This window comes from Nocardia sp. bgisy118 (assembly GCF_057708605.1).
In genome coordinates, this window is the sequence record NZ_JBYISM010000003.1 from 303,891 (window position 1) to 320,991 (window position 17,101).

Below are 17,101 nucleotides of genomic sequence, written 5' to 3' on the forward strand. Positions count from 1 at the left end.
ATGGGTTATTGGACGATCCCGCCGGAGCTCGCTTGGCTCGAGTGGGTAGCGGGTTCGGAGATCACGCGCGTCGATCCCGACGACGTGGTCAAGATTTCCGCGGCGCTGCGAGATATCGCTGATGAGATCCTCAATGAGGCGATAGCGGAGGCGGATACCGCCGCGGCGGCGGTGGTCAACGCGTATCCGCTGGGTGATGGTGGGCAGCAGGTCGCCGATTCGTTGCGGGCGGTGATTCATGACGACACACCCAAAGGCGGGAAGCCCGAGCACGGTTCGATCGAGTTGATGGGCAACTCGTTCAAGGATCTGGCGATTTCGGTCGACGATTTCGCCGGTGCGGTTCATGCGAATCACCTGAACGCGATCATTTCTCTCGGTTGGTTGGCTGCCGAGATGGCTTTGGCGCTTTTCAGCGGCCCAGCGGCGCCGCTTGCCGAGGCCGGGGCGATCGCGGCGACGCGGCTTGTGTTCCAGCAGATGGCGCGGTGGTTGGAGGGTCGGATCGCCAGCATGCTCGCCAGGACTTTCTTGTCGGATGCGGCGAAGCGAGTGGTGACGAAGGTCGTCTACGAGATCGTCCAGGAAGCGATCGTCGAGGTCTTCCAGGGCACCGCGCAAGAGGTGGCGGTGCAGGGCATCGTCATCGCCGAGGGTCTGAACAGCCAGGGCTGGGATACGGGCGCGATCTGGGAGAACGCCTGGGTCTCCGCGCTGGCCGGTGGTGGCGGTGGTGGTGCGGGTTTCGGATTGAACCGCGCGATGGGCCGGATCGCGCCCAGTCTGATGAACAACAACGGCGTCCGTGGGTTCATCGGCGGGTCGATCGTTGGTACGGGTGCGGGTCTTGCCGGCGCTTTTGTCGCGGCGTTGGCGACAGGGAACTGGGATCCGCGTTCATTCGTCGGTGGCGCGCTCTCCGGTGCGGGGCCGAGCGGTATTCATGGTGCCAGGGGCCAGACCCAGCACAACGGGCCGATCGACTTCAACCGGGAGCCGGTCCGGGTTGGCACCCTGCCCGGCTCCGGACCTGACGGTACGTCCCCGGTTCCCGCACCGGACGTCAACGGTGCCGATGCCGACGGTGGTGGAACGAACGGCGGCGGGGCGAATGGAGCTGGGACCAACGGCGCTGGAGCGAATGGCACCGGAGCCAATGCCAATGGCGGTAGTGGTGCTGGAACTCCGAACACCACACCGGCGTCGGCCGACACCAGCCAATATGCCGGAAACGCAGGTACTTCCGATGCCGGACCGGTGGGCTCGAGCGAGGCCGGTGGTGACTCGGCGGCGAGCCAGCAGAGCGCTGCCCCGGCCACTTCCGGTCAAGGCAATGCGAATTCCGGTGCCAACGAGGGTGATGCGAACACCTCGACCGGTGATTCCGCCGTACAGAACAGCAGCGCCCCCGCAGCGGGCGCGCATTCGGTCGCGCCCAGCGGAGATTCCGCGCAAGTTGGCACCGATTCCGCACAAGCGGGCGGGGGCTCGGCACATACGGGCGCGGATACCGCCGCGCACACGGGTCAGCCCGCCTCGGTTGGTTCGGATTCGATTGCGCCGGATGGTAATTCAGCTGCGGATGGCCACCGCGTAGCCGACGGCTCCACCCGGGAAACTTCGGCTGCCGGCGTCACCGATTCGGGGACGCCCATGTCCGGTACCGGTACGACCGGGGCCGCTGTCGGCGGAGCGTCGCCCGCGGCGCAGACGCCTGGCGTCACTCCCGTGAACGCCGGATCGGTCGGGGTGGGCACGCCCGGTGCGCCGGCGGTTGCCGGTGCCCCCGGTGCGGCCGTTCCCGGTTCGACGCCCGCGGTCGCCGGGCCGACGGCCTCGAACGTCGCCCCCGGCGCATCGTCGCCGGCGTCCTCGTCGCCCACCTCGTCCGCTGCTCCGGCGCCGCAGTCCGGTAGCGCCCCCGCGTCGGGTGCTTCCCGGCCCGCCCATGCACAAGGGAGCTCCACCGCGCTGGACGGCACTACGCGCGCCGTCCCGCCCGATACGGTCGGCGCGGCGCCGACCGGCGAGGGCTCGCCGGAGGTCGGCGCGGGCCCGGCCCGGGCGGCCGGTGTTCCCGGCGCGTCGACGGACCAGGCCGGACCGGTTCAGGCGCGAATCACGGATTCCGAAGCGCCGCAGTCCCGATCGGAGGCGGACGCGGAGGCCGCCGCGTCGAGCGTCGATCAGCAGCAGGTGCAGGTCGGCCCTGCCGACCTGGTTTCGCCCGACCCGGCGCCGACACCGCCGGACGGCACGGCGGATTCGATTTCCCGACAGCGAGATACGGACGACGCGGCCGATCAGGACGACGCTAACGCCGTGGACCCGGCCGCGGCTGCCCTCGCGCTGCCCCCGCTGCTGCCCGCATCGCCCGGCCGACCGGGACCCGCCCCGAGCAGTTCACGCCCGACCACCGACGGCGATCGGGCGGATGCCGAGCCCGACACGAGTTCGAATGCCGCCCCCGATACGCGGCCGAACCCCGACCGCGACCCCGATCTGGATCCGGATCTCGATCCCGACAGTGTGCCTGTCGCGGACTCCGCCGCCGATGCGGCCGCCGCACTTGACGCTGGCGCGGACACCGATGCCGATGCGGGCGCCAATCCCGATGCGAATACCGCCGATGACGCGGATGCCGATTCGGATGCCGACTCCGATACTGATACCGATCCAGACGCAGACTCCGGCGCGGACACGGACACGGATACGGACACGGACGTCGACACCGACCTCGATGTCGACACGGACGCCGATGCCGATGCCGATGTCGACACGGACGCCGATGCCGATGCCGATGCCGACACGGACGCTGATGCAGATGCAGATGCCGATTCGGATGCCGACGCCGACCTCGATACCGATCCAGACGCAGACTCCGATGCGGACACGGACCCTGACGCCGACGCCGACACGGATCCCGACGCGGATCCGGATCCTGACGCCGACACAGATCCCGACGCCGACAACGATTCTGACGCGGACTCCGACAACACCAACACCCGTGACCCGCGGCGTGTCCTACCCGACGACAGCCGCGAGGCGACCCGCGCGGAGATCGATGAGGCCGACGCCATCCTGAATCGGATGGAGCCGGGTCTGCGTGCGCAGGATCTGCTGCTCGGCGATTCCGACGCCAATCCCGCCACCGACGACGATGCCGCGGCGCAGGCGGACAAGAACTCCCGGCGGTGGAACGCGCTGACCGACGCCGAACGGGCCGCCCTGATTCGTGCGTATCCGGATGTGATCGGCAGAGCACCCGGCATCGACTCGCATTCCGCCGACACCGCCAACCGGTTGCAGATCGCCCGGGATATCGCGGATCTCAGCGCACGCGACAGCCTGAACCGCCAGGAACGTGAGCGACTGCGCAACCTGAGGCGCACGGTCGCCGACTTGCGGCAGGCGCAACTGCGGGCCGCGCGGATCGATCCGAACCTGCCGGTGCGCGTGCTCGCCTACGATCCGAGTGCCTTCGGTGGAAAGGGCAGGGCGCTCGTCGCGTTCGGCAACCCGGACACGGCGACGCTGGTGTCGTTGCATGTGCAGGGCAGGGACGCGACTGTGGCGGATCTCGGCGCAGTCCTCCAGGACACCGCCGCCAGGCACGCCGCGGCCACGGGCCGCCTGCGCGCGGGAGACTCGCTGGCATCCATTGCCTGGCTCGGTTACGACACACCGGGTCGGGCATCGGCGATGGTGAACTGGCGTGCGAAGAAGGCGGCGGAGCTGCTGCGGCGCGATATCGCGATCCTCGACGCGACCAGGGCGGTGGCGGGGGACAAGCCGTCCGTCAGGATCATCGCGGGCGGCTACGGTGTCGACGTCGCGGCGGCCGCGGGCCGCAAGGGCCGGTTGTCGGGCCTGGTCGGCGATATCGCGCTGGTCGGCACGCCGGGCGATCCGATTCTACCGTCGAAGCACTTCGGCGACGACGTGCGAGTGTTCGTGCCCGATGAGACCAACGGGCTCTACCACCGGTGGAACGCGCCGGAACCCCAGGGATCGAGGCCGCCGCGAGGGGTTCCGGTCGACACCATGTACCGGGTGTCCGATATCGAGTCCAACCGGGCGGGGACGGCACCGTACCTGCCGGATGTCGATCCGTCGCAACCGAATTCGCCACGTCCGGACGTGACCGAGAATGGCTGCGGACCACAGGCGCTGTGGAAGGCGGCCCAGGTCACCGGCAACCCCGCCATCACTGTTCCGGCGCCGGACAGTGTCGGCCCGGACGGCATGGACTGGCGCGATATGGAGCGGCATGCCGATGCCCAGCTGACTCCGTTGTGGAGGCGAGGGCGCCTCGCCGCATTGAACCTGCTGGGGCCCGGACGCAAGCGGACGGGGCAGCACGCGATCGCCGACGCGCTGCGGTACATGCGCGGCAAGTCCGCCGTGATCGTCATCAATCAGCAGCGCGGTAGCGTCCCCGACGGCGAACCGGGCGCGCACGCGTTCACCATGTACTGGGACGCCGACACCGAAAAGGTCATGGTGTATGACCCGCTGCGGCAACCGGACCCGTTCGAGTTCGATCCCACCAAGGTGCCGAACGCGAAGGCCACCTGGGGCATCTTCTACAACAAGAACGGCATCGCCACACGTCCGCTCGGCGACGAAGGCAGGCATGGGCTCGCGGCCGGAAGCGGCGCGCAGAACGACGATCTCGATCGGCAGATGCCGCCGCGAGCGGGCACGAGCGATCCCGCCGATCCGATGGCCGCGCTGCGGCGCCACCTCGACGAAACGCGGACACCCGAGCGACAGAGCCCGGATCCGCTGACCGACCCCGAGCGCGCTTACGTCAACGATCTGTCCACCCGTCTCGGGCTGGGGGATTCGCTGTCCAATGCCGCGGATCCGTTGCGGGCACTGGCAGATCTGGCACAGCGGGTCGCGCCGTCGCCGCAAATGTCGCCGGATCCGGGATTGCGACCCGATGTCGCGTCACCATCACCGGAAACCTTTGTACCGCAACCATTGCCGCCCGAATTGACGCAGGCGTGGCTGCTTCGTCAGATGAATGTGCCCCTCGACGCGCCGCTTCAGGCACTGCTCGAGGCGGCGATTGCCGAGCAGCAGGCTCGAACACTGTTGCGCGCAGGCGCGATCGAGGCTCTCGCCCTCGCGATCCGGTCCCCGATCGACTCCGCCGACCTGGACCTGAGCGCCGCGGAACTCGCCCACTGGGCCGGTGCGCTCGAAGTGTCCGCCGTCGATCTCGCCACCGATCGCGGCGTCGCCGAAACGTTGACCAGGCTGCGCGCGGAAACCCGTGATTTCGCCGCCACCATCGCCCAGCTGGCCGACGCACCCCCGCAGCGAGATGACTCGGGTTCCGCCAGTGGGCGGTCGCCGGAGTCCGCGTCGCGTGCGGTGGCAGTGCGCAATCGTGGTCGTTGCGCGGAGCTGTCGTTGCGGTTGATCAAGGCATTGACCGGCAGTTCGGTGATCAGGCTGCCGTCAGGGGCTGTCGGGCCGGCCGGAATGACCGCGGCCGAGGTGCAGGCCGCGGCGGGTGGGCAGCTGCGCACGGTGTCCGATCACGACGAGATCGCGCGGGCGCTGCTGGACATGCCGGAGGGGTCTTCGGCCTTGGTGGTCGATGCCTATACCGGTCCGGTGGATGAGCACGGTGTCGGTGCTCATGCCTATGTGCTCAGGCGCGAGAAGGACGGCGTCGTGGTGTACGACGCGGGCGCGAGCACCGTGCGGGGTTACCCGCCGAGGCTGCCTTCCGATATCGGCTCGACCCATATGATCCTGTTCGACGACCGCGGCGTTCCGGTGCACCCCATCGCGACAGACGGATCCGGCCTCCACCCGGCCGTGGATCTGCCAGTGCGCATCGGCCTTTCGCTCGGCGCACACTCCGATCAGGTCACTTCGCTGCTGGAGCTGACCAGAGTAGGCAGAGAAATCCTCGCCGTACTGGGGGACGGCGACATCGCGGTCGATTTCAGGCACCAGATGACCAGCGAGTTCGCCGATGGCACGTACGACTCGGAATCGGTTGTCGCCGAAGTCCGCGCCACTGAACGGGATCTCCTTCGTCAGGCGCTGACGCTGGTGCACGAAGGCGTACACGCGCAGATGGCGTGGGACGGCGAAACCAGCAACCGGTTGAACCGGATTCGCATGCTGGGCCGGGACGAGTACATCGCGTCGATGGTCCGCGAGGAAGCCCTCGCGGCCGGACGGGAGTTCGAGTTCGCTCGCGAACTACGCACGCTCGGTTACGCAGTCGACGACGATATCCGGCCCGCCGAGCGCTACCTCGCGGCCTACGACGCCAGGGCAGCGCAGGCGTCGCGCGCCGGCCTCGGCCTCACCGACGAGGAGATCCTGACCCGCGCACGGGAAGCAGGCGCGGCCGCCATCGCGGAGTACATCGCCACCTATCGGTGGGCGGATGGCAACAACTACGTCGAGTACTACGGCGCCGCATGGGACGACGTCATGACCGGCGGGTCCGATGTGCACGGGTGGAGTTCGCTCGAAGTGGAGGCGGAGGTCTCCGAGAACGCGACACGGCGGGTCGTCGCCCAACGGCGTCGGATGGAGCTGGCGGGGCAGATCAACGATCTCGCAAGCAGTCTCTACATCAACACCGTCGAGACCATCGACCCGGAACTGCGCGCGGAGACGCTGCCGAGGCTGCGCGAGGCGAACGAGCGGGAATTGGCCGAGCTGGCCGCACGGCTCGGTGTGGATCGAGCCGATGTCGGCCGGGACATGCTGCCCGACGCGGCGAGGGAGCGACGGCGCGCCGAGCTGCTCGGACGTGAACTGAAGCTTCGATTGTTGTCCGATCTCGGCGATCAGTATCACCTGCAGGGTGAGTTGATCAACCGTGCCGACACCGCCGCGAATGCCGCGGTGGCCAGGGATGTGCTCGCGTCCGAACTCGAGGAGACCGGACTCGACGGGGCGGAGACGATCACCCCGCACGTCGCGCTGGTCGCGGGAGAGCCGCCTCGGGTGGTCGTCGTCGCGCTCGAGCGCGAGCACGTCGCCGCGCTCGCGGGGGCATTGGCGGGCCGCCCGGATCTCGAGGCCGCGCTGCGTCATCCCGATCTGGATCTGCGGCTGATCGAGGTCGGAGAGCCGGGGCCGGACGCGAATGTCGAGGTGACATCGCTTCGTCGCGACGCAGGTCCCGACGTCGTCGATGAAGCGTTGAATTGGACTTCCGAGGACGAGCCCGCCGTATCGGTGGGGATGCCGGGTGATTCCGCGGGCGAGATGTCGGCGGATCGGATCGCGCGGGTCCGGCATCTGCTGGAGAGCAGCGAGATCGGCGCGTGGGCCGATGACATGCTTCGGCGCAACAACGTTCGCGTGGTGCACGAACTGGACGTCGAGCCGCGCTATTACCCGGAGCGTAGGACGCTCGTTCTCGGCTACGGGACCTCGGAGGTCCGGCAGGCCATCGACATGGTGCACGCCGCCGCCCACTTGCGTGATGCCGCGGAGGGATTGTCACCGCATCCGTTGACGACGCAGCGTGGCGACTACGTCGACGCGATGGTCCGGCAGGAGAGCCGCGCGCACGCGCTGGAGGCAGAGTTCGTCAAACAGTTGCGGGCCGGTGGACACGTCGTTCCGGTCGGCGATCTGGAAGGCGCGAGCGATGCCGCACGTCCCGGGATGGCGCGTCGGGCCCTGAATCGGATGACCGAGTTGTCGCGGCCGCGGCGCCTCGATGATCCGATGCGGGACCCGGCGCTCGACTTCGGTGCGGCAGGGATCCGGACGTATCTCGAGACTTACGACGGTGGGATCACCGACTACGTCGGCGTCTACACCAGGGATTGGAACGACGCGAACGGCGTGGTTGCCGACGGCACGGTCGCGACCGCCCTCCCCGATACCGATATCCACCAGCATGTCGATGATGCGGAGTTCGTCGAGCATTCGGATGACGACTCGCCGGATGTCGCCGACGTCTATCAGGACGCCGATGATGCGCAGTTCGTCGAGCATTCCGATGTCGGCGCTCCGCACACCTCCGAGGCGAACCGCGGCCGCTGCGCCGAACTCGCGCTGCGCCTGATCAAGCGGATGACCGGCAGCACGACGATCGAGCCGCCGAACGGTCCGGTCGGGCTCGATGGCATGTCGCGGGCGGAGGTGCAGGAAGCCGCGGGTGGCCAGCTGCGGTCCTACGCCGATCATGACGCGATCCGCCGGGCGATCCCGGAAGGGGGCTGGGCGCTGGTCATCGACGAGTATTCCGGTCCCCTGGACGAATTCGGTGTCGGTGCCCACGCCTATGCGCTCGGACCGGGGACCGACGGTTTGACCGTTCGGGATCCCGGCAAGGAGGAGGAGCACGGCTTCCCGCCATCGATTCCGCGGGAGTTGCACGGTACGTACGCCATCATCCTCGATTCACAGGGCAACCCTGTGCATCCCATCCGGGGAGAGGGCGCCGGGTATCTGCCGACGGCGGATTCGCCGGTGCGTATCGGCCGCTCGCTCGACTCGCACGCCGATCAGGTGCGAGCGTTGTTGCGCGGAACGGAGACCGGCGCGGATGTGCTTCGAGTGCTGGACGATTCGTCGATACGGGTGCAATACGAACGGGCGGCCGCGGATCGGCGCAGCGGTGGGTTCGCCGCCGACTCGTTGACGGCCACGGTGTACACCGGCACCCGTGATCAGGTGCGTCAGGCCTTGTCGTTGGCGCACGAGTCGGTGCACGCCGAGCGGTATGTACGCGGCGAGTCCGGCCATCTCGGCATGGACCGTGCGACGTTCATCCGCACCATGGTCGCCGAGGAGGCGGCGGCGGTAGCGCGGTGGATCCAGCTCGCCCGCGAGTTCCGCGCCGACGAACAGCTCGGTGGATACTTCGGCGACCGGCACTACCTCGAAGACATCTACGACGCGGCATTCGACGCGGCGCTCGCATCGGACAGCGGCACAGCGCAATCCGTCGATGCCGACGGCCTGCGTCGAGCGCACGACCGCGCGGCCGAGGCGTTGATCGACGAGATCAGAACCCATGTCTGGCCGAACGGCAGGAACTATGCCGAGTACTACGGTGCCGAATGGGACAGCGCCCGTACCGATCACGCCGGGTTCTACGACGCGCAGATCACGCGGGAACCGTCACCGGAGGCGGCCGCAGCCTTGCGGGCCGGTGCGGTGGACCGCGGCCGGGCGCAGCGCGATCTGGTCGACATCACCGACGAACTGAACAGCAGGGCAGGCGAATACGGTATCGCCGCGCACCTCGACGCCGACTCGTTGTACCGGGAGCTCACCGCGCGCCTCGGGCCGGTTCGCGACGAGATGGCCGATCCGTCGATCACGCCCGAGCGGTTGGCCGAGCTGCGGCGCACCGCGCACGATCTGCTTTCCCTCACCGACCTGACGGTGCGGCGGGAGAACGCGCAGACGGACTTCGACCAGCAGGCCGATCGCGTGACCGCGTTGGCCGCCCGCGAAGTGCTGGCCGCCCATGCTCCCGGCGCGCGCCCGCTCGGCGACCACTACGTCCATGTTCCCGGCAGGCCGAACCGGATCGTCATCGCCGGTGAGTCCTTCCAGCACCAGGCCCTTCGCAATGCCGCGGCGGCCGATCCACGGGTTCGCGCGCTCATGCGCGGCGGTCCGGTCGAATTCGAGCACATCTCGCTCGGCGTCGATGAATTCGGCCAGGTCCGAGCACGCAAGGTCGACTCGATAGATCCGCGGGTGTTCGAATCCTCCGACAGGGTCGTCGAGGAACCGGATCTGGCCGCCGCCGCGACGAGGCAGCGACTCGAGCCGATCCTGGCGGCGCTGTCGAACAGCGCGGTCGGCGGGTGGGCGCTGGAAACCCTGCGTCGTCACGGTGTCACGATCGAGCACATTTCCGGCGGTCCGGTGCGGTACTACCCCTCGCGGCGGGTGCTGGCCATCGACGCGGGCGCCACCGACGGTGAGCACATGCGCGCGATCGTGAGCGGCGCGATGCACGCCGAGTTCGCGGGCAGGCAGGATGCCGCGGTCGATGCCCGTGACCGGATGCGTTCGGAGCGACAGGATTACGTCGATCGCAAGATCGACGAGGAGACCTCGGCCCGCGTCTGGGAGATCGTCGCGGCCGTGCAGTTGCGTGGCGCGGTGGAACTCACCGCGACCGATCACGTCTACCTCGATGCCTACCGTAAGGCGCGCGAGGACGCGGCGAACGAGATCGGCGGCCCTGCCGACGAATTGGACCGCATCGCGAACCAGGCCGGTTTCGACGCGCTGCGCCCGCACGTAGCGGCGCATCGCCCCGCGGGCTCCGATCCGACCAACATCGAGTTCTACGAGCAGGCGTGGCGGGAAGCGCACGGCGGGCCCGCCGCTGCCTCGGACGACCAGCACTCCACCCCGCCCGCGGGCCGTCCGGAGTTCCGCCACGACGCTGATCATCAGGCGGAAATTAATGGGGCACTGCGAGATTCGTGGACATTGCGCCCAGGTCTTCCCGGTGAGAACGATGTACAAGGGGTGCTCGGGTTCAGTGCCGTCGGTCGCGATGCGGCGGCGGCGTTGCGCGACCTGAACGCCGACGTGCGTTTCGACGCGGACGGATCCGTCGACGTGTTCGACGGCAGGACGATGGAGGTGTCGGTCGGGGCGCGGGATCGCAGCCATCCCGCCCAGGCCGCCGCCGTCGTCCGCGCAGCGACGCTCGCCGACGCCGTGCGGACCGGTCTGCTGGAGGTCACGCCCTCGCGCGTGCGCGCCCAGGATCGGTCCGACTTCATCGCCGCGCGCGTCCGCGCCGAAGCGCTGGCACTGGGCAGGCAGGCCGAGTTCCATCGTGAACTCGAGCTGGCCGGATACGACACCGCGGCCGATCCGGTCACCGACCCGGCCGCGCGGCAGCGGCTGGAGGCGACCTACCTGTCCGCCTTCGATGCCGAAATCGCCGCGCGACAGCCTGATTCGGAGATCGATCCTGCTCTGCTCGAACGAGCGCGGCAGGCCGGCGTCGACGCACTGCTGGCGAGCGGCGAATTCGACGCACCGGACGGTTCCGGACCCGCACGCGCCCACCGGGATGCCGCGGCCGAGTTCTGGGACGCCCAGCACCGCATCACCGCACCGGACGGGCTGCGCGAATACGCGCCGACCACGCGGGACGCGGCGCGGGCACTGGAGGATATCGGCAGGAAGCGCGCAGCCGTCGAACGCGAACTCGCCCGGGTCGAGGCGGATTGGGATCGCGTGGCCGGGCGATTGGGCGATGTCTCGCGGCTGCGCGGGGACGCGGACACGCTCGATCGGCAGGACGTGTCGGCGCAGTTGCATGGGCCCGATGGCCCGCGCAAGATCGGTGCCCACATCGACCTGGCCGTGCTCGCCGAACTGACCGCACGCCATGGCGAACTGACCGAGCGGCGCCGCGCGCTCGGCGACGACCTCGCCGCGGCGGTCCGGCGAGATCTCGGCGCCGAGGAGTCGATCACGCTCCACGTGACCGAGGGCGGCGTCGTGTTCCTCGGCAGCGACGGCGACGCCCACGCGGATGTGGACCTGCCGCCGCCACCTTCGGACTCGGATGCGCGCGCAGTTCGTCTCGAGGACGACGCCGCGCCAACGGAATTGGCGGATCTGGTGGCGAAGGCCTCGGATCGGGTCGCCGCGGTGCTCGGGGATCACCGCCACGACATCGGTCGATGGGCGGCCCAGATGCTGCGGCGCCACGGTGTGCGGGTGCTCTACACCTCCGAACCGCGCTCGTATTCCGCCAGCCGGGACCACGTGGAGGTGGGGCTGGAGGAATCCTACGACCCGTCGACGAACACGGTGGTTCTGCGCGAAAGCGACAATCCGCGCCAGCGGGCCGTCGCGCTGGTCCGCGCCGCCCGCCTCGCCGAGCTGCATGCCACGTCGCCCCACGGGCCGATACCGCAACTCCGCATGTCGCGCACGGAGTACATCGACCTGATGCTGGATCACCAGGCCGACGCCGCGGCGCTGGGATTCGCGGCGAACCACCAGTTCACCGATGGGAACATGATCGGGTCCATGGCCGGTTCGTTGGCGAAGGCCTACCTCCGGGCGTTCGATCGGGCAGGCGATGTCCTCGCCAAGGCCTACCGCAATGACCCGGCGATCACCGGCCAGCTGCTCGATGCCGCCTCCCATCGAGCCGCCGTCCGGGCGGTGCGCGACAACCTCGACGAGCTGGTGCCCGAAGTCGACGGCCGGAACTTCACCCAGCGGTTCTCCGATCAGTGGTATCGCGCGCACGGCATCACCCCGGGCCCGGCCGTGCCGCTCGCCGAGACGGACGCACCCGCCCCGCCGAGGCGGCGCATCCACGCCCTGGTGGCGGAGCTCGAGCAGGTGCGTGAACTGCGTGCCGACGGCGAGGGCTCGGGCATCCCACGCAGCCCGATGGAAGAGTTGTACTCCGACGCCTACGACCGCGCGCACCGCAAAGCCGAGCGGGCACTGGTACGCAAGAAGTCCTCGCGGCCACCGGAATCGGTCGCCAGAGAGGCCGGAGAGCTTGCGATCCGCCGCCACGTCGACAAGGTGGGAATCGACAACGCCGAGCTGATCGTCGACGTCGTGCGGGCCGCTCGCACGGACGACTCCGACGACGCGCACTGGGGCAACCCACGTGCGAGCAGGACACCCGAGCCGCTCGGCGACGGGTCCGTTCCGGACGGCGCGAGCCCCGCCGACTCCGCGGCGGATGACATCGTCGCCGAGGCTGCCGACGCTTCTCCGTCGGTCCCCGTGGCCGCGCACTCCGAGCCCGATGGACTGAGCTCGTGGCGCGCCGCCGCCCCGGATCATCGGTACGCCGAGGTCTTGGAGGTGCTCCGCGGCAGCGAAACAGGCCGTGCAGCAATCGAACTGCTCGCCGAAATGCGTGCGGGCGTGCGTTTCGACGGCGGGCGGCCGGGCAGTGCCGACAGTTTCGATGGGGCGACGATGGACATCGTCGTCGGTGCGCGCGATCGCGGCCAGCAGGCGCAGGCCGCGGCGGTGGTGCGGGCGGCGGCGTTGGCGGCTGCGGTGCGCACCGGGCAGCTCGAGGTGACGCCATCGCGTATCCGGGCGATGAAGCGGGAGGCCTATATCGCCACCCGGCTGCGCGCCGAGGCCGACGCATTCGGCAGGCAGGCGCTGTTCCACCGGGATTTCGGCACTCCCGAAGTCGGCCCATCCGAATCACTGGTGGACCGCAACTACCGGAGGGAGTTGGAGCAGCGATATCTGGCCGCGTACGACTCCGCCCTCGCCGCCGCCCGGCGGCCCAGCGGAGATCTGGACGTGGAGCGGCACCGGGCGATCGCTCGCGAGGCAGGCGTCAAGGCGCTGCTGGCGACCGACTTGTTCGACTCGCCGTATCTCACCGACAGCGGCGTGCGTCTCGGTGACATCGCCGGTGGTGAGTGGGATGCCGTGCAACGCATCGTCGTTCCCGAAGGGACGGACGAGTATGTGCCGTCCACCCCGGAGGCAGCGCGCCGGGTCGAGGGCCTGATCCGCGAGCACGCGGACGTCCGGCGAGCGCAGGCGCTCGTCCAGTTCTCCTTCGATCAGACGGTCGAGCAGCGCCGCCGGTATATGCAGATTCCCGACGACTTCGATCTCGGATCCGATCAGGCATCGATCATCGCCGAACTGCGGAGCATCGCGCAGAAGCAAGCGCTCGGCGGCGACGGTTTCGTCGTCAACGCGTTGCTCACCGACCTATCCCAGTGGCATGCCCGGTTGGACGACGAGCGGGCACGGCTGGAGGGCGAGATCGCCGACGCCATCGGTCGCGACCTGCCGCAACCTACCCAGGACGGCGGCCAGGGGGTCCGACGTCCCCGTGTCCATCTCGACGAATCGGGTGCGGTGTTCGTGCGCCGACCGGACGCGAGCACACCGGAAACTGCCGAGTCCGGACAGCGGACCGTGCCGGTCGACCCCGATGCCGCCAAACCGGACGGGCTGGAGAACCTCACCGCCCCGCGCAACAAAAGGTTGTTGTTCGATCTGCGGCGCGGCGCCGGGCAGATCGGCGAGTGGGCGGCAGCCGCTCTGGCACGGCATGGTGTGCAGATCCGCTACACCGATGATCCCGCCGCGATGATCGCGCGGTCGGACGGGGACGAACCGGTGCCGGTCCACGATCGGGCGACGAATACCGTTGTCCTCCAGTACTACGACGGCGCGTCGACTCAGGTGGCGGCGCTGGTACGCGCCGCGGTCGCGGCCGGATTGCATGCCCGTGGCGCGGATCGGGCGCCGGACCGGTTGTCGCTGCACCGAAACGACTACATCGCGGCCGAGTTGGACCGCATGGCCGCCGCGTACGCGATGGACTTCCAGTACCGGCGGGTCGCCGCCGCCATTGCCGGCGAAGCGGACTACTACTCCCGTCCGACGCGCCGTAAGGGCGGGCGGCACATCGACGATCCACTGGAACTGGCGTTTCTCGACGCGTTCACCGAGGCGAGGAAGATCGCCGAGCAGATCTACGGCAAGAACAGCGCGGTGGGCCGGGACATGCTGGACGCCGCCGCCTACCGCGCGGGTCTGCGGGCCGTCCGCGCGGCCATCGAGGCATCTGGATTGCGCATCGACGGGCTGACTCCCGCCGAATATGCCGGGGCGGAGTGGGACCGGGCCCGTGGACTTCGACCCGATCTCGCGCCCGAGGGCGAAGCGGAGCTCGCGCCGGTCGCCGACGACAGCCCGCAGGCGCTCGACCAGCAGGCCCGCCGATACGTCGACGAGATCCGGGGATTCCCGGAGAAACGGGCCGAGGGTCACTACATCCCATACGGCCCGGCCGAGACCGCGTACACGGCGGCCTATGACGAGGCGCATCGCAAGGCCGAGCGCGCCCTCGCGAGCGATCCCCAGGCGCGTTCGCCGCAGACGGTCGCCGAGGCGGCTGGTCTCGCCGCCGTTCGCAAGTACGTGGAGAAGGTGGGCGCCCAGCGCGCCGAGATCGCCTTCGACGTCGTCCGTTCGGCTGACTCGATCGAACAGGACGGTCTGTACTGGGGCTCGCCGCGCATCGACCCCACTGCCGATGTACCCGAGCCGGATTCAGCGCAGCAGGCGGAACCGGTCGCCGATGACCTGGTGCGGCGTGTCCTCGACGACAAGCTGGCCGAGCGCGCCGACGGTGAACAGTTGAGCCCGAATGTGCTGCGGTTCCAGTCGGAGTCGGGCACGACCGAGTTGCTGGTGATCGCACCGAAGGGCGGGCACCTCGATGCACTGGACCAGGTGAGCCGCGACCACCCGGCGCTGCGCGACGCCCTGTGGGACGGGCACCATATTCGATACCTGGAAGTCGCGCCGGGGCCTGAGGGCAACCCGTCCACGGTCGTGCTCTCCCGCGATGTGGCCGAGGGACCGCGCCGCAACCCCTCGCTGGCCGACGCCGTCGACACATTCCTGTCGGAGTACCTGCGGTTCCGGGCCGAGGGCAGGATCAGGGAGGGGTTCGTCGACTGGATCACCCGGCTGGGGGAGGAAGGGTTCCACCTCCAGAACGAGGCCCGGCTCGCGTTCCGGATGGAGAATCGGTGGGTATCGACGCCGGTGCGCCTGAAGCCCGATTTGGTCAAGGTGGGATTCCGTGCGGCGCAGAACAATCCACGATTGCCGGAGACCGATCCCGCCGCAGTGGCCTACCGCCTGCACACGCGGCAGATTCCGCAGCCGCTCGAGCAGGTGCGCGAACCGTTGCCGAGCCCGCAGTTCATCAACAGGTTGGTAGAGGTCGGCCCGGTCCGGGTGGACATCTACCTGGAGAACGACGGCAAGGGCGGCTGGCGGGTGCCGCTGACCGGGCGCGGCGGCGGCACCGACGTGCTGGCCAGGTATTTCCAGGGCATGACCGATTCCGATCCGGATCGGTTGGTGGAAAAGATCGCTCAGAGACTTATCGACGGGACCGCCGAAATAGGCGACGGCTCGCTGCCTGAGGACACGCTCGGCCGCGACGCCGACAGGCCGCTGTCGCCCGAGCTGGACGACAACGCTGCCATGCCGGACAGCGCGAGCTCCGCTGCTGCCCCGCCCTCGGTTTCGGTGGCCACGCGCCCTGCACCTGACGGGCTGAACCGGTGGCTCGTCGGGTCGCCGGATCGTGGGTTCGCCGAGGTCTGGGATGTGCTCAGTGGGAGCGAAACCGGCCGTGCGTCCATCGAACTGCTGGCGGACATGCGCGCGGGCGTGCGTTTCGACGGTAGCCAGCCGGGCAGTGCCGATGCCTTCGGTGGGCTGACGATGGATGTCGTCGTCGGTGCGCGCGATCGTGGTCAGCAGGCGCAGGCGGCCGCGGTGGTGCGGGCGGCGGCGTTGGCGGATGCGGTGCGTGCGGGTCGGCTCGAGGTGATGCCGTCGCGTATCCGGGCGATGGACCGCGAGGCCTATGTCGAGGCTCGGCTGCGCGCCGAGGCGGACGCGCTCGGCAGGCAGGCCCTCTTCCACCAGGATTTCGGTACCCCGGAAGCAGATCCGTCCGAGTCGTTGCCTGCGCGCAACTATCGGACGGCGCTGGAGCAGCAGTACCTGGCCGCGCACGATGCCGCCATCGACTCCGCCAGGCGAGGTGACGACGGCCTCACCGAGACGCAGCTGCGTGAGATCGGGCGAGAGGCGGGCATCGAGAAACTGCTGGCGACCGATCTGTTCGACTCGCCGGACTTCGCTCCCGGCGGCACGACTCTCCGGGACAGCGCCGGTCGTGAATGGGATGATCTGCAGCGCAACGTCATTCCGGATGGTACGGACGGATATGTGCCGTCCACTCCGGACGCGGCGCGTCAGGTCGAGGGCTTGATCCGCGAGCACGCGGACAGCCGGCGGGAACAGGCGCGGATTCGGTTCGATTTCGATCGGACCGCCGGGCGGCTCCGGCGGAGTTTGCAGATTTCCGACACTGTCGATCTCGGTTCCGATCGGGAAGCGATCATCGCCGAATTGCGCCGCGTCGCGAGCCGACGGCCCGGTCTCGCCGACCTCGATATCGCCGACGCCGTGCTCGTCGACCTGTCGCGGTGGCACGCGCGGTTGGACGGTGAGCTGGCACGGCTCGAGGGCGAGATCGCCGACGCGGTCGGCCGCGATATAC

1 protein-coding gene (running past one end of the window) is annotated in these 17,101 nt (G+C 69.2%); it reads left to right on the forward strand.

What is annotated here, in order from left to right; all coding sequences use genetic code 11:
* A protein-coding gene (locus tag AC3EO7_RS05565; RefSeq protein WP_435590596.1) for a hypothetical protein crosses the window boundary here: on the forward strand, window positions 1-17,101 show its 5' portion. It continues 27,902 nt past the right edge of the window; only the first 17,101 of its 45,003 coding nucleotides appear in the window; it begins with the start codon at window positions 1-3; its stop codon lies off the right edge, out of view.